15 protein-coding genes are annotated in these 21,580 nt (G+C 45.8%); 7 read left to right on the forward strand and 8 right to left on the reverse strand.

From position 1 onward, the window contains the following. The first annotated feature begins 159 nt into the window (after positions 1-159). Positions 160-1,482 carry a 3-isopropylmalate dehydratase large subunit gene (locus V2H45_RS04600; protein ID WP_330482446.1) on the forward strand — a complete coding sequence of 441 codons (1,323 nt, stop codon included), beginning with the start codon at positions 160-162 and terminating at the stop codon, positions 1,480-1,482. Between the two features lie 132 nt (positions 1,483-1,614). Here the strand turns inward: V2H45_RS04600 and V2H45_RS04605 are convergent, their stop codons facing one another. Both V2H45_RS04605 and V2H45_RS04610 read right to left on the reverse strand, forming a co-directional pair. Then, positions 1,615-1,950, reverse strand: a complete 336-nt coding sequence (locus V2H45_RS04605) for an STAS domain-containing protein (protein ID WP_330482447.1) — start codon at positions 1,948-1,950, stop codon at positions 1,615-1,617. 418 nt (positions 1,951-2,368) lie between these two features. Next, the gene (locus tag V2H45_RS04610; RefSeq protein ID WP_330482448.1) at positions 2,369-5,332 is read right to left on the reverse strand and encodes a transporter substrate-binding protein; all 2,964 of its coding nucleotides are present in this window, start codon (positions 5,330-5,332) and stop codon (positions 2,369-2,371) included. A 550-nt stretch (positions 5,333-5,882) separates the two neighbouring features. On the opposite strand from V2H45_RS04610, the gene V2H45_RS04615 reads away from it, so the two are divergent. From V2H45_RS04615 to V2H45_RS04630, 4 genes are all read left to right on the forward strand, one after another. Continuing rightward, the gene (locus V2H45_RS04615; protein ID WP_330482449.1) at positions 5,883-6,815 is read left to right on the forward strand and encodes a sugar kinase; all 933 of its coding nucleotides are present in this window, start codon (positions 5,883-5,885) and stop codon (positions 6,813-6,815) included. 96 nt (positions 6,816-6,911) lie between these two features. Further along, the gene (locus V2H45_RS04620; protein ID WP_408648725.1) at positions 6,912-7,571 is read left to right on the forward strand and encodes a hypothetical protein; all 660 of its coding nucleotides are present in this window, start codon (positions 6,912-6,914) and stop codon (positions 7,569-7,571) included. A gap of 1 nt (position 7,572) precedes the next feature. Further along, a complete protein-coding gene (gene bioF, locus V2H45_RS04625) occupies positions 7,573-8,736 on the forward strand; it encodes an 8-amino-7-oxononanoate synthase (protein ID WP_408648726.1) in 1,164 nt (387 codons plus the stop codon). A gap of 87 nt (positions 8,737-8,823) precedes the next feature. Next, positions 8,824-9,408 (forward strand): rhomboid family intramembrane serine protease, encoded by a 585-nt coding sequence (locus V2H45_RS04630; RefSeq protein ID WP_330482452.1) that lies wholly within the window; start codon positions 8,824-8,826, stop codon positions 9,406-9,408. 75 nt (positions 9,409-9,483) lie between these two features. Here V2H45_RS04630 and V2H45_RS04635 read toward each other — a convergent pair whose 3' ends face one another. Both V2H45_RS04635 and V2H45_RS04640 read right to left on the reverse strand, forming a co-directional pair. After that, on the reverse strand, positions 9,484-9,864 hold the full coding sequence (locus tag V2H45_RS04635) for a response regulator (protein ID WP_330482453.1): 381 nt from the start codon (positions 9,862-9,864) through the stop codon (positions 9,484-9,486). Positions 9,865-10,106: 242 nt separating this feature from the next. Then, positions 10,107-11,270, reverse strand: coding sequence for a GuaB3 family IMP dehydrogenase-related protein (locus V2H45_RS04640; RefSeq protein WP_330482454.1), 1,164 nt, complete (start codon positions 11,268-11,270; stop codon positions 10,107-10,109). A gap of 196 nt (positions 11,271-11,466) precedes the next feature. Here V2H45_RS04640 and V2H45_RS04645 point away from each other — a divergent pair, with 196 nt between their 5' ends. Next, positions 11,467-13,086: an alpha/beta hydrolase gene (locus V2H45_RS04645; protein WP_330482455.1), complete on the forward strand. Its 1,620-nt coding sequence runs from the start codon at positions 11,467-11,469 to the stop codon at positions 13,084-13,086. Between the two features lie 6 nt (positions 13,087-13,092). Here V2H45_RS04645 and V2H45_RS04650 read toward each other — a convergent pair whose 3' ends face one another. From V2H45_RS04650 to V2H45_RS04665, 4 genes are all read right to left on the reverse strand, one after another. Beyond that, on the reverse strand, positions 13,093-14,031 hold the full coding sequence (locus V2H45_RS04650) for an alpha/beta fold hydrolase (RefSeq protein ID WP_330482456.1): 939 nt from the start codon (positions 14,029-14,031) through the stop codon (positions 13,093-13,095). A gap of 105 nt (positions 14,032-14,136) precedes the next feature. Beyond that, on the reverse strand, positions 14,137-15,846 hold the full coding sequence (locus V2H45_RS04655) for a lipoxygenase family protein (RefSeq protein ID WP_408648727.1): 1,710 nt from the start codon (positions 15,844-15,846) through the stop codon (positions 14,137-14,139). A gap of 69 nt (positions 15,847-15,915) precedes the next feature. Further along, on the reverse strand, positions 15,916-16,974 hold the full coding sequence (locus V2H45_RS04660; protein WP_330482458.1) for a catalase family protein: 1,059 nt from the start codon (positions 16,972-16,974) through the stop codon (positions 15,916-15,918). Between the two features lie 93 nt (positions 16,975-17,067). Next, positions 17,068-17,457, reverse strand: coding sequence for a hypothetical protein (locus V2H45_RS04665; protein ID WP_330482459.1), 390 nt, complete (start codon positions 17,455-17,457; stop codon positions 17,068-17,070). A gap of 245 nt (positions 17,458-17,702) precedes the next feature. On the opposite strand from V2H45_RS04665, the gene V2H45_RS04670 reads away from it, so the two are divergent. After that, complete coding sequence (locus V2H45_RS04670) at positions 17,703-21,278, forward strand: eIF2A-related protein (RefSeq protein WP_330482460.1); 3,576 nt, start codon at positions 17,703-17,705, stop codon at positions 21,276-21,278. The last annotated feature ends 302 nt before the right edge of the window (positions 21,279-21,580 follow it).

Raw genomic sequence — 21,580 nt, forward strand, 5'->3', positions numbered from 1 at the left:
GGGGGTTAGATTCTACAGAGAGGGGGCAATGCTCCTACATAGGATTGAGTAACTTGTTTGCTGGGAATCTCTTAAATGCTTAATCTCTAAGCAGCGATCGACAATTTCTAGGTAATTTTTACTGTAATTTTCAACATAATCGAAGAAGGCATCACAACTATGGGCATGACACTCACCGAGAAGATTTTGGCAAAGGCGGCGGGACGCAGTACAGTTAGCCCCGGCGAAAATATTTGGGTGAATGCAGACCTGCTGATGACCCACGATGTCTGCGGGCCCGGCACAATTGGCGTATTTAAAAAAGAATTTGGCGCCGATGCCAAGGTTTGGGATAAAGAGAAGATCGTGTTGATTCCCGATCACTATATTTTTACGGCAGATGCTCGCGCCAACCGCAACGTCGATATTTTGCGAGACTTTGCCAAAGAACAGCAAATTAAATATTTCTACGACATCACCGATTTATCAAATTTCAAAGCCAACCCAGATTACAAGGGCGTATGTCACGTTGCCCTCGCCCAAGAAGGACACACGCGCCCAGGGGAAGTTCTATTTGGCACCGACTCTCACACCTGTAATGCGGGTGCATTTGGAGAATTTGCCACAGGTATCGGCAATACAGATGCTGCTTTTGTGATGGGTACGGGCAAGCTATTACTCAAAGTGCCTGCCACGATGAAATTTACCTTTGATGGGGAGTTGCCACCCTATTTACTCGCGAAAGATTTAATTTTGCATGTGATTGGCGATATTGGTGTTGCGGGTGCCAACTATCGAGCTTTGGAAATTGATGGTGAGGCGATCGCCAAAATGACCATGGAAGAACGCATGACCCTCTGCAACATGGCGATCGAGGCAGGCGGTAAAAATGGCGTGATTGCACCCGATCAAACCACCTTTGATTATGTCAAAGCCCGTACAGACAAGCCTTTCCAACCCCTCTACGCCGATCCCGATGCCCAGCATTATTACGTCAAGCACTACGATGTTTCCAAGCTAGAACCTGTGGTGGCAAAGCCCCACTCGCCAGATAACCGCGCCCTTGTCAGTGAATGTAAAGATGTCAAATGCGATCGCGTTTACATTGGTTCCTGCACGGGTGGCAAGATTACGGACTTTATCAATGCTGCCAAGTTGCTGAAAGGACATCAGGTTAAGGTTCCCACCTATCTCGTGCCTGCTACTCAAAAGGTTTATGAAGATCTATTTGCCCATAAAATTGACGGCATGACGCTATCTGAAATCTTCCTACAGGCGGGCTGTATCGAACCTGCGGCTCCCTCTTGTGCTGCCTGTTTGGGTGGGCCTCAAGATACCTTTGGACGTTTAAACGAACCTGAGGTATGCGTGTCCACAACCAATCGCAACTTCCCCGGTCGCATGGGTAACAAACAAGCACAGATTTACTTGGCTTCTCCCTACACAGCAGCAGCATCTGCTCTAACGGGTCATATCACCGATCCTAGAGAGTTCTTGGCTTAATGTATCTGAATGTTTCACCCATAATGCTTACCCCAAATTCGCATTAAACCTACTAATGGGGTTAAGTTTTGATGAGGGCTGTAGTGTTGAAGTTGTAACTCTTTACTTCAAACACTCAGCTCTCTTTGAAGATTACACAAGCGATTTGGAATTTTCAATCTCGCGATCGAAGGTGGCGCGATCGGGAAAGATATTGAAGACCTTATCCATTTTTGTTAGTTCAAGCAGAATGTTGGCTTGATCGTTGAGCGAACAGAGATAGAGGTTCGTTCTTTTTGACCGTGCGCGTACTAATATGGCAACCAATGTGCCAAGACCCGAGCTGTCTATAAAGGTAATATTCTTAAAGTCAATCAAAAGTGCTTCTACACCAACATCGAGTAAATCAGCTACCTCTCTACGAACCTGAGCGCTTCCATTGCTGTCCATCAGTCCTACAGGTTCTAATACTCTTACAGATTCACGCATGATTTACTCCTTATTCGTATGGTTGAATTAGTTGCTATGACAAGCCAAGTCAAAAAGAACTAAAAATTAAGATTGCTTGGGTAATTGATTTAGCCCATTTCGTCGGCACATTATCCTTGACTTCTCCCTGAATTAGCGGATTAGAGATGGACTAGTCCCCTACTGGACAGAGGAAGCGATCGCTCGCGATCGTCTTAGCTAACTATGCTCAACACTTTTTATTTGTATAAACTTTTTTCCCGCTATTAACACAATAATGTTGAGGTTAAGCTGGAAACATCCCCCCATAAGCTTAACCACTCGGGGGATGTTGAGACCACTTTCAAGGCTTTAGGCGTTGAATTTCACAGAATATTTACAAGAGTGCCCCCAAGAAATGCCTTCGCAATCGCAGGTCTTTTGTGAGAAAGAGCGTTGATTATTGGATCGTTTTTTCTGTAGGGGGTTCTAGAAATTTCTCGTCAGAGGTATGCTGCTTACCCTTGAGCATGTAGGTAATCATTTCGCCTTTCCCTTTGATGGCAATTACACCACGTCGCTCGAATACATAGCGATCGCAGAGTATACGATAGGTGCAATCCGTCACCTGAATGCTACCTGCTAAGCCCTGAGATTCCATACGACTGGCAATATTGACCGCATCTCCCCAGAGGTCATAGATAAATTTTTTAATGCCAATCACACCCGCAACGACAGGCCCTGTATTAATCCCAATCCTCAGTCGAAATGGTGTGCCATCATCTCGATGGAAACGTGCTATTTCCTGTTGCATGGCGATCGCCATCTCAGCTACCAATACTGCGTGATCGGGATGGTGGGTAGGCAATCCTCCCACAACCATGTAGGCATCCCCAATGGTTTTGATCTTTTCTAGACCGTATTTATCTGCTAAAAGATCGAAAGCTGAGAAGATTTGATTGAGCAAGTTAACTAGTTCTGCGGCGGGAACCCGTGCTGCCAAACCGCTAAAGTCTACAATATCCGCAAATAGAATCGTAACTTCTTCAAAACGGGTGGCGATCGAGCCAGAACCAAGCTTTAGCTGTTGCACAATTTGCTGAGGTAAGATATTGAGCAACAGACGTTCTGACTTTTCCTGTTCGATTTTGAGGGCATTTTCGACACATTTTCGTTCGGTGACATCTTGGACAATACCTTCATAATAAAGGGGGGTACCATTGGGATCCCTAACGAGACTCGCGTTAATGGAAATCCAGATTACACTTTTATCTTTGCGATAGACCCTTACTTCAAATTCGGTCACAGAGCCTTGTTCGTTAATCTTGATGGCAAAGTCCCGATAGCGATCTGCACTTACGAATAGACAACTGGGATGGTCGATCGCACAAGAGAGCAACTCACTAGGAGAATCATAGCCATAGATCTCTGCCAAGGCTGGGTTGGCGCTAATGTAACAGCCATCAAAATTCGCTTGAAAAATTCCTTCGATCGCATTCTCAAAGATACTTCGATACTTCTCTTCCGCTTGCCGTAGAAGTTCCTCATTATGCTTTTGTTGCGTAATATCAACAATCACACCATCCCACACGACATCACCATTTTCTGTGCGGTGAGGTTGAGAGAAGATTCGCACCCACTTAATGTTTGGAAATAGACTAGACGAGCGATATTCATGGTCAAAAGGTGTCAATTCTTCGGCTGAGCGCATCACTATTTCATTGAGTGCCGCCCGATCTTCTGGATGTGCCATATCAAACACCCATTCTAGGTGTTCCATTACTTCCGTAGAACTTAACCCAAAGATATCCTGTGTCCTAGGGCTGATGTAGGGCATAGAGACATTGCCATCCGCATGTAAAACTGCGCGATAGACAACACCTGGCACATTAGCTGCGATCGCCTCTAGTTGCTTTTGGCTTTCTTGTAACAACTGCTCTGCTTCCAAGCGATCGGCTGCTTCTGCCTGAAGCTCTGTGATTAACTGCTGTAGTTGCGCTGTGCGTTCTTCTACCCGACGTTCTAAATCCTCGTTGGTTTCTTTTAGCTCTACTTCTACTTTAAGCAGTTCAGCTTGGGCTAATTGTAGTCGCTCGTGGGCTTTGATCAACTTGGACATTGCCGCACGGGTAATTTCAGGGGCAAGCTGATGTCTGCCTTCTCCCTTGGCACCATGAATGAGCCTGTCGATCATTCCTTCTAACTCATTCGCTTCTTTCTCAAGTTGCCAGCTTAGCTGCATGCCTCGGGTTGTCTCGGCTAACATCTCCATCACAACCGTAGAAGCCCCGAAATTCAGTTCTTCGACGCCGAGCCAAGGTAAGGGTGGAATGGCATTTACCGTATGTACGATCTGGAATTGCCCATCGGAGCGAACTTTCCCAATATGACAATCGGAGCGAATGTGTTGATTGGGAACTATTTGTATGGTTCCACTAGGAGCAAGATAGGTTTGCCCATAAGCAGCCTGACGTACTGACAAAACATCAAAGGACTGGGCAGTTTCTACGGCTTGTTTCCATAGATAGATCTGGGCGTAGGCTGACTGAACTGCCGCATTAACGACTCGATCTTCGCCATATCTTGCCTGAAAGTTCTGAATAAATGCTTGGTTTTGAGGAGTCTCTAAAGTCTGAAAATAGTTCCAGCTAGCATAATGACCGACGATCGCTGCGGGGGGAATTGTTTGCAGTTCCATTTCGGTCAGACAAAATGACACGATCGGAATCATTTCGGCAGTAATCCCAGCTTCGTGATATTGCTGATAAAATTCACGGCTATTTTCTGCCAACAATGTACTAATCACAGCATCTGGTTGGAGCTGCTTGATTTGCTCAATGCGATCGCTAAAGTCGAGATCTTCTTTAGTAACGTGACTCTTTTTTAGTAAGGTCGCACCCTGCTGCTTGAGTTGTGCTTGGATAATTTTGTTGACCGTACGAGAGTAGACACTATCGGAACCAAGCAAATAGATGCGGAGACCCTGATTTTGGAGCAACCAACTGACCGCAGGCTGAACCTGTTGATTAGGGCAAACACCCGTATAAAAGATATGGGGCGAGCATTCTAACCCTTCATAATGCAGTGGATACCATAACTGCGCGTTATGTTCTTCCAGTATGGACAGCACTGCTTTACGCTCTGTAGAAGTCCAGCCACCAAATATTGTCGTGATAGGAGTTTCTGTAAGTAGTTTCTTTACCTGAAAGGTGAACTGCGATGTATAGGAGCCTCCATTTACAACCCTCGGCTCAATGATTTTTCCTAATACCCCTCCTGCTTGGTTAATCTCTGCGATCGCCATCAGCGCAGCATCTTTGAGGGGAGATTCCCGAACTGCCATGTCGCCGCTCAGTGAGTGCAAGATTCCTACCTGCACACGCTCTGAAATATCACTCTTAAGAGACTGTGTCTCTTGAATCATGGCAACGACGCTCCTAGCAAACTCCTGTTTGGTCAGGGATAGATAGTTAATCTTACTTTGTGTTTACAGATTTTAGGATTGATTTATGGAAATCGCTTATAAAAATGACAGAATCTATTCATGAAATCACTAAGAATTATTCATAAATACAAAAAACTCTCAGCGTCGCCAAAGATTTAGATTGCTCTTTTTCAAGGCTTTTGTATACAAGTATCTCGGATTTCTATAACACAAAAATTTAAATTCTGAGACATGTTTAAACACCCTGTTGTCTGGAGTCCAGAGTAGGAAAAGGTTGGGTGCTTAAATGCCATATACATTACAGATTTAAATAAATCTAACAAATTAAGGTGTGTTTGAGCCAATTATTACTGAATAATCGTGAATTTGCGAAAAAGATAATTGCGGTGACTCAAACCGAACAATAGAGAGGAATTTATGGCTCTTCTAAATAACGACGCTAAGTCTGGTAATTCAATTTCAACTTGATATATCTACAGGGGCATCGCCTATGATGCTATGGACTACACTTTACAGAGGCTAAATGGCAATGAGTAGGTGGGGTTTATTTATTGGATTGGTGACATTGGATACGGTTTATCTTGTAGATCGTCCTCCCGATGCCAATCAAAAAATCGTTGCCAAAGATCACATGGTTTCGGTTGGCGGTCCTGCAACCAATGCGGCAGTGGCGTTTAGCTATTTAGGCAACTACCCCACCCTAGCGACAGCAATTGGCTCTCATCCCATCAGCAATTTGATTAAAGAAGATTTAAAGCTCTATGATGTGGCGATCGCCGATCTTGCCCCTACCCTGACTACGCCCCCCAGCATCTCTTCGGTAAATGTGATCGATGGAACGGGAGAGCGATCGTTGGTTTCGATCAATGCAGTCAAGCAACAGGTAAGCGCCCAGGACATGCCTACCTACGTGCTGACCGATATCCTACCAGAGATGGAAATAGTGTTGATTGATGGGCATCAGATGGCTGTGAGTCTAGAAGTTGCTAAGTCTGCACAAACGCGCCGTATTCCTGTTGTGATTGATGGGGGAAGCTGGAAAGTAGGCTTTGAGCAGGTCTTGCCCTTTGCCGATTATGTCATCTGTTCCGCAAATTTTTATCCCCCCAATTGCCAGAGTAGTCTTGAGGCGATCGGATATCTCAGGGATTTAGGGATTCCGCATATTGCCATTACCAATGGGGCTGAGCCAATTCAATATTTCAGTCGTAGCCAAGATGGGGAAATTCAAGGGGAGATTCCGATCGCCGCGATCGATGCCAAAGATACCCTTGGCGCTGGGGATATTATGCATGGAGCCTTTTGCCATTACATTTTGAATGAACTCCCTGAGCTACAGGCAGGAGAATCACCCTTTGCCAAGGCACTCACCAAAGCTGCTGCCGTTGCCTCTTACTCTTGCAAATATTTTGGTGCTCGTCGTTGGATGCAGGAAAGGGGAGGATTTGACCTAAATAGCTAGAAAAAGCCAGAAAAAAACGTAGCAAATTTGACCAGGCATGCTATCCTTTGACCCATTCATATTGCCTGGCTGCTCGATCTGGTGTGGAGGATGGACGTGAAATTTAAAATTAACAAAATTCATAGCTTAATTGCGCCGACTACGGCAATGGTGCTTGCTTTATTCATCCCATCATGGGGAATTGGTTCTGTTTCTTTTCGTAATATAAATGCCGCCGATGCATTACCAGGACAAACCCCCGAACAAGTTGCTGATTGGATCAAGGTGCATCCTGCGCTCAAGCCCCAAAGAGGGGAAAGGTTATTAATCCGCAAGAGCGATACGGCTGCCCGTCGCTTTCAGTTTCAGGCGAGTGTCTTGTTACCGGGATTAGCTGAACTCCCTGGTGATGCCAATACCATTCGTAGCGAACAAATTAGCTTTTTTGACATTATCAATGGCGTTACCCGCAGTCGATTGGAAGAGGCACTGCGTTCTATTTATGGCGCTGAGGTGATGCGGGATTTTAGTAAGGCAAAAGTTACCTATGCTTATCCGACGGCTGATATGGTCAAGCGATCGCGGGTGGAAAACAGCCGTCCCTTGATTGCTGCCCTCAGAGGTGAATTGCGCTTAGGTGAAAAATTTGCCTATTGGATAGAAATATTACACAACGATACGGGGCGTGCCAATTCTGGGCAGATCACAGTCTTCGATCGCCAAAATCTATCTAAGCTAGAAGAAGAACTGCGCAAACGGGAATTTACATTGCCCTAATATGACCCATGCCTATGAATGGATAGATCGTTCCATGCAGACTATCCATCAAGCTCACTGGTATCGATCGCCGCAAGTTGTCGCCAGTCGAGCAGATGACGTCGTCCATATGGCAGGGCGAGACATGTTGATGTTTGCCAGCAATAACTATCTGGGTCTAGCAGGCGATCGCCGATTAATCGACGCGGCGATCGCCGCCACAGAAACTTACGGTACGGGGGCAACGGGTTCGCGATTGGTATCGGGGCATTTGGCATTACATGCCCAGTTAGAACAGGCGATCGCGGCGTTCAAACAGACAGAAGCGGCTTTGGTCTTTAGTTCTGGCTATTTGGCAAATCTGGGGGCGATCGCGGCAGTGGTTGGTGCTAGAGATTTGATTTTGTCCGATACCTATAATCACGCTTGTCTCAAACAGGGGGCAACGCTCAGCGGTGCGAAGGTAATTCATTACGCCCATAATGACCTTGAGGATTTAGCCACCCACTTGGCGCAACACCGCCATTTACATCGTCGATGCCTGATTACCACCGATACCGTATTTAGCATGGATGGAGATGTTTGTCCTCTGCTTGGAATTATGGATTTGGCGGATCGATACAATTGCATGGTACTGGTGGATGAAGCCCATGGCACAGGCGTCTTTGGCGATCGCGGTGCGGGCGTCGTCAATGCTATGGGAATTCACCAGCCATTAATTCAAGTAGGAACCTTGAGCAAAGCCTTAGGTAGTTTGGGCGGCTATGTGGCAGGCTCAGCCCAACTCATTGATTTTTTACGCAATCGTGCCAGCACTTGGATTTATACGACGGGGCTTTCGCCTGCGGATACGGCAGCAGCACTGAAAGCGATCGAAATCGTGCAAAAGGAACCACAACGCCGCGAGGCACTCTGGAATAATCTCGCGATTTTAAAGCAAGGCTTGGGAACCATAAAAGCGATCGCCCCGAATTCCGATCTCGCCTCACAGATTATCGCGCTCAAGGTAGGAGATACCGAGCAAACCCTTAAAGTGGCAGAATACCTCAAACAGCAGGGAATTTTTGCCCCAGCGATTCGTCCTCCCACCGTGCCGACTGCTCGCATTCGCCTTACCCTCATGGCAACCCATACGACTGCACAAATTCACACCCTATTGACTTGCTTAAAAAGTTGTTTGGCTTGAGTTCAGTCTACGAATTCTTTGGTTCGAGTATATTAGGGCTTATAAACCTTTCTAGAACTTAGTTTTGTTAAGTATGGAGATTAAATCATGCGGCAAAAAATAGGATCGCTGGGTGCAGAGATCAAAACTCAAGCCACAATTTTGGGGGGATTTGTAGCAATTATTTGGGCTTTAGAGATTGTCGATGTGATTTTAAGAGGCTCTCTCGATTATTTTGGCATCCTTCCTCGCACGATCGTAGGGTTGAGAGGAATTTTGTTCGCGCCCTTTTTACACGTTGGGTTTGCTCACGTTGCCGCCAATACCGTTCCTTTTTTGATCTTGGGATGGTTGGTGATGTTGCGGGGAACTAAAGACTTTTTTGCCGTTTCTATAATTTCAGCCTTTATTAGCGGTGCTGGGACATGGGCATTTGGTAGACCTGCTATCCACATTGGTGCCAGTGGCATGATCTTTGGCTACTTGGGATATTTACTATTTCGAGGCTACTTTGAACGCAGTATCGTAGGAATCACCTTGTCAATCGTTGTTGGCATGATGTATGGCGGCTTAATTTTTGGCGTACTACCTGGTCAAGTCGGTATCTCTTGGGAAGGTCATCTGTTTGGATTTATTGGCGGTGCGATCGCTGCAAAGTTGCTGACTGAGCAAAAAGGAAGTAGCGAACTATAAAGTGTAAGCATAGAAATAGGATAGCTGTCCTAGCTATCCTACAGAAGGTAGAACGATAGTTCTCAATCCACAGTCTTAAACAACGTTCTTAATTGTTTCTAACAAGCTGAGGGTACAAGCCCCCTTGTCACAGAAGGCATCGATTGTCGCTCCATTCTCTGTGGCACGAGCTTTACCGCCCTCTGCCGCAGAGTAGGCAACAATTTTAATGTCGGGATATTGACTTTTAATATAACTAGAGGCTGCCCACCCATCCATTACTGGCATATGTAAATCCATCACGATCAGGTCGGGATTACATTTTTGGGCTTTGGCGATCGCTTCTTTGCCGTTGCTTGCCACTTCTACAGCTTTAATATATGACTGACGAGAAAGTGCAAGCTTTAACGTACATCTGGTCAACTCGTGGTCATCAACCACTAAAACACGTAAAGGAGATGTTTTTGTGGATGTCATGGCGGCTTATCAAATTTACTAAAGAGCAAATATTTTATGTAAGCTAATATACTTTCTTTACCTTGAAACTTCTTCTACCGCAAGTTATAAACTATTTGCGTAGAAATACTTAGAAGTCAGTCTCTATCTTAAGATTAACTCCTAATTTTATAAGACAAAAGGGTGATATGTATCACCCCAATCTCACAATCTTGCTAAGTGTTTATGGGCGATCGCCATTTTCGATCGCCTGAGAGTTAGCCTTACTTGCCCATACCAAGCTGCTGTGCCTTTTGATAGACTTTGCCCTCTGTGAGCAAGGAGGGGGCGACCACAACTTCTACTTGCTGCATTTCCTTGAGGGTTTTTGCCCCTAAGGTTCCCATACTGGTTTTGAGTGCGCCTAGCAGATTATGCGTGCCATCGTCTAGCCCAGCCGGTCCGCGCAAGATTTGCTCGATCGAGCCCGTCGTGCCGACACGAATGCGCGTACCGCGAGGTAAAACAGGGCTAGGTGTTGCCATCCCCCAGTGAAAGCCGCGCCCCGGAGCTTCTTTGGCTCTAGCAAAGGGCGAACCGATCATGACACCGTCAGCACCACAAGCGATCGACTTACAGATATCGCCACCTGTAATTAAACCTCCATCGGCAATAATCGGAACGTATTTTCCAGTTTGCTTGAAAAAGTCGTTTCTAGCTGCGGCACAGTCAGCGATCGCCGTTGCTTGCGGTAGACCCACACCCAGTACGCCTCTCGAAGTACAGGCAGCGCCAGGTCCAATGCCAACCAAAATACCTGCAGCGCCAGCATTGAGTAGTTGTAAGGTTACTTCGTAGGTGACGCAGTTGCCCATCACTACAGGAATCGGCATCTTACGGCAAAATTCTTCTAGATTAAGGGATTGTAGCCCTTCTGGAGCGATATGTGTGGTGGAAACAACCGTAGACTGCAGAAAGAAGATATCGCAGCCTGCTGCTGCTGCGATTTCGCCATACTTTTCAGCATTAGCGGGGGTGCTACTGGCACAAGCGATCGCACCACGATCTTTAATCTCGCGAATCCGTTTCTGAATCAATTCAGGCTTGACAGGTTCGGCATAGAGTTGTTGCATCAAGCCGACAAACTCGGTCACGCCAACAGAGGCAATCTTATCGAGAATTGGTGCAGTATCAGCATAGCGAGTTTGAATGCCGTCAAGATTAATCACACCAAGGGCTCCCAATTCGGAGAGCCGTACTGCCATCTCAACATCCACAACGCCATCCATAGCACTGGCAATAATCGGGATCTCTCGTTGAATACCGCCAATTTCCCAATATGTATCGGCAACATTGGGATCGAGTGTAATGTTCCCTGGTACTAGAGCGATTTCGTCAATGCCATAGGCTCGCCGCGCCGTTTTACCACGCCCAATCTGAATATCCACTGTTTTGCTTACCTATTTTTGAGTCAGATTAAGTCAGACTAGCAGAGCAAAATGATCGCTGTCAAAACCTTAAGAGTTAAATCTTGTCTGTAACAAGTTTCACCAATTAATCATAGAGTGGGTTTATACCTCTAGTGCTTTGCTTTTAGTGTTTTTTGGGGGTAGCTTCACATGCAAAATCAGGGGAAGTCCTAGCATGCTCGATCGCAAGGGATTTATAGTTAGCTGTCTGGTTCTTTGTGTCGGATTATTTTTTTGCTGGATGGGTAACTCCTCCAGCATGGTGCAGTTAGAAACTCTAAAAATTCCGATCGATGCAAACCGCAGCCTTGTCGGTAAGTTATACACCCCATCCTCCCCCCTGAAATCAGATCTGGCAAAGTACCCAGTGGTTTTGCTCTGTCATGGGGTTAGCTCTACCAAAGAAATGATGGCTCCCCTCGCGATCGAATTGGCGCGGCATGGGGTCGCTGCCCTTGCTTACGATTCGGGGGGCTTTGGCGAATCCTATGCCCGCCCCTTTTCTGAGGACAAGAATTTGGATGATGCCAGAGCCGTTGTCGCTTTTGTCAGGGCTTACAAAAAGAATCTAGATCCACAACAGATTGGTATTGGCGGACATTCGATGGGCGGTGCGACAGCCCTAAATTTGGCTGGGGTGGATAGCCGCACGATCGCCACCATTGTCCTAGGAATGCGAGGCGATGCGAATCCGATCGCACCACCCAATTTACTAATTGGAGGAGGTCTGTACGAACAGTTCCACCCACCCCGTTTGATGCGCGAGATGTTACGCGAAGCCACAGGAAGCGCGATCGCCGAATTTCAGACGGTGGGTGATTTTGCCAAGGGTCGAGCCCGTCGTTTTGCCGTATCGCCAACCGTAGATCATTTGATCGAACCCTACGACCCTCTTTTAATAGAGGAAGTCGCGAACTGGGCGACTCAAGCGTTTAACCTACCCAAACAGCCGTTACCTCCGATCGCTCCTGTTTACGTACTGGGTTTGGTCACAACATTTCTGGGAGGTTTGGCAACCAGTGCCTATGCTATTCAAGGTTTAGGGATGAGGTCGCCATCTCAATGGAAATATCTGGTTAGCTGGTCGATCGCTGCGATCGCGGGCTTGTGGTTGCTTTTAGGGATTACGGGTGCGATCGCAGGCATATGGGCAAGCAATTTTGCCTTATTCTGTGCGGCGTTGCTACCAATCGCGAACTATGCATTGAACGTTCCTAAGAAATTAACTTCCGCCTTGGGACTAGTGCTTTTGTACGGTACCTTAATTTTGCTTGCCTATGGACTTACCAATATTCTCGGTAGTGTGGATGAACTGGTAAGGAACCCGCAATATGTGCTGAGCATCCCTCAGTTTTTGTTGCAATGGTTAGTGGCAATGCTCTACAGTCGCTATTTAGAATTACGTGCCAGTCTTTTCCCAGTCTACAGTTTAGGACTGCAACCGAGCTTTTGGTTTGCACTTCTATTTTTGCCAGAACTGATCGAACCTTCCCTAGTGCTGACTAGTGTGGGGCGTTTGGGAGGATGGGGCGTAGCTTGGCTGAGACAACCCTTACAAATTAGAATTGGCAATATTCCAAGGCGAACGGTTGTCACGATCGCTGGGTTACTGGTTGTTTTAGCGATCGTGCTGTTTGAACGGGCGCAGTCAGGTATCTTATCCATGGCAACCCTTGGCTCTTCCCTCGGTGTTGTCGGACAGTTGGCCTTACTGCCTGCGTTAGCAATCATTTTGGGAATCCGTTCCCCATGGTTTCAACGATTAGAACGATGGTGTCTAGACGATGATGTTTAGATGATTTTATATCTTTGAGAAAAGGTTAAAAATTGCAGATAGAACGGTGGGAGCAATTGGCTCTGGGATTTCATGCCCCACGCCATCTAGAGCTAAATAGGTCGCTTTAGGAATCTCCTGTGCGTAGACTGAGGCATGGGCTTCAGAAATCAGGGGATCTTCGGTTCCATGCACAACCATTGTAGGAGCTTGAATCCGTCCCAGTTCGTGGAGGCGCGTACCAGAAAGCTGAACTGCCGCAAGATGGTGAATAAAGCACTGAGGATTATAGCCTTGGCGCGTTACAAAGCCTTCATGGTACAAATCTTGATAGGGTTTGCAGTCAAATGGATAGCGAGTTCCAGCCAGCATAGACCAAAACTTGAGGTGCACCTCTAAAGGAGGCCTAAATGCATCAAAAGCAGGAAGAAGGCTGAGATTGAACTTAAGTTTGCTAGCTTCAGCAGCAGAGAGCATAGAGGTGAGCGTATGCACATAAGTAGGATGACTAATCGCGATACGCTGAGCAATCATGCCTCCCATCGACGCACCGATAATATGGGCTTTCTCTATATGTAAGGCATCGAGAAGACCAATGGTATCTTTAGCCATATCTTCAATGCTGTAGGGATTTGACTGCCACTCACGAGGGTCAACCCAATCAGATAAACCAATATCTCGATGATCGAAGCGAATGACATAGTAGCCTTGTTCGACGATGGGTTCATAAAAATATGGGAACCAGCTTAGGCATTGCGAAGCAAGATCGCAAATCAAGAGAACTGCCGGGTCGGATGGATTGCCAAAGGTTTCGTAATGTAGATTGCGTCCATTAGTCTGAATCTTATCTAGGGGCTTAACCTGCGTTTTCATCTGAATCTTATCTAGGGACTTAACTCTTGTTTTTGCTTGAACCTTTCCTAGAGACCGAACTTTACCTTGGTTTTCAAGAAGAGTAGTTGTCATAATTGATTAAAAAATATTCAATATTTGTTTACTTTCGCGCTCTAATCTTCATAGAGAGGATTAGAGAATTGGGAAGCGTACTCATGCTTCCATTCCCCATAAAGTCTAAATACTGATGCTATTGAGTACTAGAGAAGGTTTAAGAAAGGGATAGGGCACGATGCGCTTTTGATTGTCGGCATCGATCTCCTGTTCCGCTGCATTCAGATCCTGTTGAAATTGTCGGAGCAAATCGAGAATGGGAGTCCCTGCGAAGATGTCCCTATAGTCCTCATGGTAGAGTTCCTGAAAGGATTTATCGTAGTTGCCCAATCGGTCATACCGATAAGCTGCCAAACTGTAAAGCGTTTTTAGCTGGTCAGCAGTTCGCTTGTAAGGGGGAAGCAATTGGAGGATTTCCTTCTCCGTAATTAGTTCATGAGGCTCGGGCATATTTCTATAGGCGGCTAAAGGCATATTTGGCGCAAAAGCCATATATTCATACTGAGGGAAGTTCACGGCTGAATGCTGTGGACCACAGGTAAAAACGATCGCAGTCACAATTTCAACCAGTTGGGTCACCGTATCAATGCGATCGGGCATGCCCTTGACTTTTCCTCCATTGGCTTCTTTAGGGCTTGACAATTCCCTTGCCCAAGCTTGGAGTTCGGAATCATCCACGATCGCTTGTGTCGTTGGGTAGAAATAGTTGAGATAGCCAAACACAAAGGTATAGATCGCATTCCATAAAAGCAAGCCATCATCCCGATAGGGGTAGTGGGGTAGGCGATCGGGATCGTCTAATCCTCTGTTTTTGATTTCTGTGGGAAATGCAAAGTCGCGTAAATTCCAGCCCTCATAGGCATCTTTGGCTAATTCTAAAGACTCTGCCAAAGTACCTGCTAACAGCTCATCGACATCTCCCCCAGGATTGATTAGATGCTCTTGGGCAAGATGGTTGTTGGTTAACATAAACCGAAAATGGGGTCTGAGCAGCAAGCTAAGGGGGTGGTTTTCTGCCAGATGATGGGCAGTGCCGATCGCGATCGGCTCCATCACCACATGCGTTCGCCCCAAGTGAGAATTCATCTCATGGTGATTGCCATCAGCGATCTGAACGCAAAATTTTGCAAACAGCCAATCGAGGGGGCGATCGAAAGGCGTATAAACATGGCTGTCAGGAGCGATCTCTAATTGAATGGCGATCGGTACGAGCTTGCCGCGATCGCGAATGCCCGTTTGTCGCCACCAAAAGAACGCCCGTGGTTTTGGCAAATATTTTCTACCCTTTTCATGGGTTCCCCCCTGCACCAAAGCAGGCCCGCGATAGTTTGCATCGGTTCCCGTGTAATCGGCAATATAAATATTCCCATTCGCTAATTCTTTGGGAACATCGAATAATGGCTCAAATTCTTTTTTATAACTAGGAATCTTCTTTAAAACTTCGGCGCGAGGATCGTTTGCTTGCAATAAACGAATCACCATGGGATTCGCCCCCGAAAGTCTTTGCTCGGCAAAGGAGCTATTGGTTTGATAGACTTTCGCAACTTTGGGTAAGGGCAAGACCGTAAATAAATCCTCATAATCCTGTAGCTCGTCAAACGGATCTAGAAAATCCCTCCCTTTTGCTGCCAGCATATTGGGCAGGATCTCAGCGGTGGCGAGTACCCGCTCCGCAATATATTTCGCTGAAAAATTCTCAACAGCAGGGACTTCTTGCAGGAATACCAGAGGCGACAGAAAGTCATAGTCGAACCGATAGGCCTGTTGTTGGTGGCTGAGATAATTGCGGCGCTGTTGGGGCTCTGGATCGTTTTGGGGAAGATAAGGTTTCATATTGTTATTGGCTCCGCCATGAGGGTCATTCAGATTGAGGAAAGCGATCGCCTCTAGTCTCTCCACTTGTTATTTAGGGTCATCGTGAATGACTGAGTAGGGTTGAGGTTCTTTAGAGCGTCCTTGCATGTACTCGCGGCGGTGTTTTGCACTGTCTTTATAAATTTTCCTGCGCGACTGATTGATGCTGCCTAGGGGCTCATGATCGGGCAGGGCATGCCAAGGATTAAATGACAGACCCTCATCCAATCGCTTACGTTCGTCAAAGTCAAAGGCTTGCTTGGGAATTTCAATCGTGGCAACCGTAATTGGTGGGGAATCAGCCTCATGCCATTCTTTGGTCGGGTCTTCAACAGGCGTCTTGACGTCGTCAACATAAAACTGAACTTGAAAGTCAAATTTGACCGATTCTTCTGTAGTGGCAAAAAATTTAACCATCGCTTCGCGCAGATAGTTAGGGGAATCAGGAAGGGAATCAGGGGGAACTTCTGGTTTATGGGGTTTTACTAAAAATTTAATCGGAGTAGACCCAAGTTTGTAAGGAGTCGTACTCCAGTAACGGATAAGGAGGGGATTCCCCACCTTTTGGGCATCGATCGCCTGAAGAAGCTTAAAAGCAGGAGTAAGCTTTTCTTTTAGCTCAGGGGTAGGCTTGGCGTTAAACGTAGCGAAGTCCACATAGTCTTGAACATCCTTGAGAAAAAAGACGGGGTAATTGGCAAGAATAAAATCTTGGGTATGTTGCTCGTCATCTGAAAGTTTGCGACCGCCAACATCCATGAGTTTAACCGCCATGCCCCTGACATCACCTTCGGGATCGGGTTTAAATACGCCTCGCTCTTTTGCCGTCGAACCGTTAGAATAGCGAACCCAAATCGGATAGGTTTTAGGCGTGGCAAACACCCCAAATTTGCAGCGATCGGGGATATTACTCAAGACCGTAAACGATCCATGCAGAAGCCCATGACTTTTAGGATGCTGATGCCTCAGGTCTGGACCTTTTTCATGTTGCTCTTTTTGGATGGCGAGTGAAATCGCTTCGGTTAAAACAACTTGCTTGACATCTTTCAGGGGTTTCTTGTTGAAAAGAACAGAAATAGATGCAATTAGCGACTGTAAGGGGTTCATGATTAAGGTGAAATAATTGCGATTACCGAATGTATCTAACCGAAAACTAATCGATAGGATTTACGTCTCTCCCTTCTCATTCAATTTCTATATTTAGCAAGGAGAACTTACGGTTTTTAGGCTTAACCTAAAGTGAGGTAGCTGATGCATACTTACTTTTTTTTCCCTAGCATTACTAGGAGCGCTATTGTGTAGCTCCTTTTGTGATTCAATGTTACAAAGATGATTTAGAAGAGGGGGGTGACCTGACACCGCATCTGTAGCAACAGCCACTTCAATGCGCTGTTCGTCACTTGTCACTTGGGCATTGTAGGTAGCAATTGCTTTAAGAACGTCATACATAACTCCAGCTTCGTAACCGCTTAGTGACATCTCCTCACTAATAACAATGGATAGTTTTCTTGCCATTTTTCTTATTAACTTCTTCTGAAAATTTGAAGAATAAATCATGCAGAAGAACCAATCTTTGTTAGTTTGAAACATAGAAGAAAGTCTTCTAAACTTTTAAGTTATGATTTACAACAACTACTCTATAAAAAACATTTGAGATTAGCAGTACCAAAAAGTAGCAAAAAGTAGCAAGTTTGGAGAGGTTTGATGAATAATGATTAAGAAAGGGGCATCTTCTCTCGTCGGATCGTGGCAAAGCTCTAAATTATATCCATAAGGTATCCCCCAAAAACTCTTGGGTCGTCTTTTAAGCAAATGTAGTTAACGTCCTTCCTGAGATGAATTTAGAAGAAGCTATTGAGTTGGTGGATACCGCGATCGCGCCAGAATACCTTGACGATCTACAAGTAAAGATCTTTCATTTGGTTTGGGAGGGCTTGAGCTATGCTCAAATTGCCGAGCAAACTACATATGGCGAACAGCATATTAAACGCGAGGGGGCGGAAATTTGGAGAAAGCTGACCAAAGCATTGGGGGAAAGTGTTACTAAAAAAAATTTCCGCACCGTTCTAAAGAGAAATTCTGACAGGCTCCGTGACAGGAGACATCAGGCAGATATAGATCGAATCAAGCCGCAAGAAGAGAAAAATCTTTCCTTTTACGGTCGGCAAACAGACTTACAAACGCTCGAAGCATGGATTGGTACGCCCTGTCGTTTGATTGGAATTTTTGGACTGGGGGGGATTGGTAAAACCACACTTGCTGAGAGATTATCTCAACAAGTTCGCTCTCGTTTTGATATCTACGTTTGGCGAAGTTTACGGCAAGCTCCACCCCTCAATGCTTTGCTCGACGAAATTTTACCAAGCTTAACCAATTCAGAGGCTGGCGAAAGTTCCATTGCAGCCCTGATGGAAGTGCTGAGACGAAAACGTTGCTTGCTGATTCTCGATAATATTGAGTCAATCTTGCAATCTGGCGATCGCAGTGGGGATTATCAAGTGGGATATGAGGAGTATCGTCAACTCTTCGATCGCATCTGTGATGACGCGCACCAGAGCTGCATTGTTTTAACGGGCCGCGAAAAACCAAGCGGTCTTGCTGTAAGAGAAGGAACAAATATTCCCATCCGAGCGTTACAGTTACAAGGACTATCAGGAATTGAAGGTCAACAACTTCTGGCTGCCCAAGGTCTTGAAACTACAGCATCTCAGAGTCAAGATCTCATTAATCACTTCGGTGGCAACCCCCTGGCGCTCAAATTAGCCGCAACCACGATCAAGACCCTTTGGGCTGGCGATGCTCGGGCATTTCTAGCACAAGGCAGTACTGTTTCTAATAATTTATGGGAATTACTGGAGGAACAGTTTCAGGGTTTGTCTCCGCTTCAACAAAAGGTCATGAACTGGCTGGCGATTAATCGCGAAGGCGTCATACCAACAAAGCTAGAAACAGAAATTTTGCCGAAAGTGCCTTCACGTAAATTATCAGAGGCATTAGAAGCGCTTTACATGCGATCGCTGATCGAGTCCTGTGAGGTAGGTTCGACCCAACAACCTGTGATTATGGAATATGTCACAGAACGCTTCATTCAACATCTAGAGCAAGAAATTATCAAGGGCAAACTGGATCTTTTGATAACCTATGCGATTGTGGAATCCCAGACGCAAGATAACGTGCGCGATGCTCAAATTCAATTCATTGTTAATCCTTTAGTCGAAAGGCTTTTAAGTCATTTTGAAACCAAATCTCAACTCGAACAACACCTAAAAAATATCTTGGCGGCTCTCCGCGATCGCACAGAATCTCAAACAGGCTATGCGGCAGGGAACTTACTCAATTTATTTTGTTACTTAAAAACCGATCTTAAAAATTTTGACTTTTCTAACCTATATATTCGACAGGCATATCTTCTCAGTGCCTCTTTACAAGACACAGATTTTACGGGGGCAAAAGTCACTCAAACTGCTTTTGCCAATACTTTTGGCGGTGTGCTCAACGTTGCCTTTAGTCCCAATGGAAAGTATTTAGCCAGCAGTGACACCAAAGGTGAAATTCAGATTTGGGATACCTATACAGGCGATCTCCTCCTACGCTGTCGAGGTCACCAACACTGGACTTGGGCGATCGCGTTTAGTCCTAACCATCAATACTTTGCGAGTGCCAGCGATGACTATCTAGTCAAGTTATGGGATGTTGAAACGGGAGAATGCTTACAAACCTATACTGGGCATAGCTATATTGTATGCGCTGTGGCTTTTAGCCCCAACAGTCAAACGATCGCCAGTAGCGGTCAAGATGCCACGATTCGCCTATGGTCGGCTTTACCCACAACCCAAAATCCTGAGATTATGACCTTAGACGGTCTGAGCGGACGTGTATGGAGTCTCGCTTTTAGTCCCGACGGTCAAACCTTAGCGAGTGCTGGCGAAGATTGTATAATTCGGCTATGGGACGTTGCCACAGGCACTTGCCGTTGTGAATGGCAAGCACACGAACGCTGGATGCGATCTATTGCCTTTAGTCCTGATGGTAGCTTGATCGCGAGTGGTAGCTTTGACCATACGATTAAAATCTGGGATGCCACCACTCAAACGCTGGTCAAAACCTTGGTTGGACATCGGCAACTCGTCACAGATATTGCTTTTAGCCCCGATAGTTCGCAAATAGCCAGCAGCAGTTATGACAAAACAGTCAGATGTTGGGACATCTCGACTGGAGAATGCGTCAAGACTTTCTTTGGGCATAGTAGTCGCATTTGGTCTGTTTCTTTTCACTGTAGTGGATCTCTGCTGGCGAGTGGAGGTGACGATCACGTGATCAAACTTTGGGATCTAAAAACAGATCGCTGTACCAAAACCTTTCAAGGGCATACAAACGCAGTGCTATCCCTTGCTCTCAATTCTACTGACCTTAATAAAGGATGTGGTTATTTAGCAAGTGGCTACGAAGATCAAGCCATTAGACTATGGGATATTCGTGAGGGCAAGCTCGTACAGACATTACGTGGGCATACAAATAGGGTCTGGTCTGTTGCTTTTCAACCTTCAAGTTCGCAATCATCACCTGCCCCTTTATTGGCTAGTAGTAGTGCAGACTGGACAGTAAAATTATGGAATTACCAATCAGGGAATTGCCTCAAAACCTTTTCTGGGCATACGAGTTGGGTATGGTCAGTCGCTTTTAGCCCCGATGGAACCAAACTGGCTAGTGGTAGTTACGACCATACCGTAAAGCTGTGGGATGTTAGTACGGGGGAATGTCTGAGAACATTCGATGATTATCCCTGTGCGATCGCTGGTATTACTTTTAGTCCTGATGGGAAGCTACTAGCCAGCAGTGATTTTAGTGGAATCGTTAAGATTTGGAATCTTGAAACCTATGAATGCGATCGCATCTTCAACGAACATAAAAATAGTGCTTGGTCTGTGAAGTTTAGTCCTGATGGGGCTTGGTTGCTCAGTTGCAGCCTAGACCAAACACTTAAACTTTGGGATGTCGCGACAGGGAAATGTCTTCGCACCTTTGTCGGGCATCAGGGTGCGATCTTTGCCATTCAGTTTAGCCCCGATGCTAAATTTATCATCAGTGCTGGTCTAGATCGTGCGCTTAAGCTTTGGAACATCGAGACAGGTGAGATTTTTCAAGTTATGGAAGGTCACGCGGAGGTCATTTATACAATGCAGGTCGGCTCGGTTCCGCTTAGTCAGGAAGGTGTTCCAAAATTGATTGCAGTTAGCGGCAGTATGGATGAATGCATTAAGGTTTGGGATCTAGAAAACTACAAGTGTTTGCAAACCCTAAGAATACCTCGTCCCTATGAAGGCATGAAACTCGATGGAATTCAGGGCTTAACCAATGCACAACGGGAAACCTTAAAAGCTCTAGGAGCCTTGGAGTCTAGCCATAATTAAATGGTGAATTTGACCGAGCGCGAGTAATGCGAGTTACACTGAGCAAAGTGTATGCAGATAAAGTCCCACTAACTTTAAGGAATTGATGAGATCGCGGCTGTATAAAGGATTAATTTTTCTCCTGACTTCGCGGAACATATTCATTAGAAATGGAGTCAGTGGAGATACAGTAAAGAGTAAGATACGTTACCCCCATTTGGGAAAGTTGATTGGAAACTAAATTTTTTGCTTACCCCTTGATAAATATAGAATGTAAGCATTAGTACCATGAAGCGAGCTAGGAAGATCGTCACCCTAACCAC

The organism is Tumidithrix elongata BACA0141, assembly GCF_036349135.1.
GTDB lineage: Bacteria > Cyanobacteriota > Cyanobacteriia > Pseudanabaenales > Pseudanabaenaceae > Tumidithrix > Tumidithrix elongata.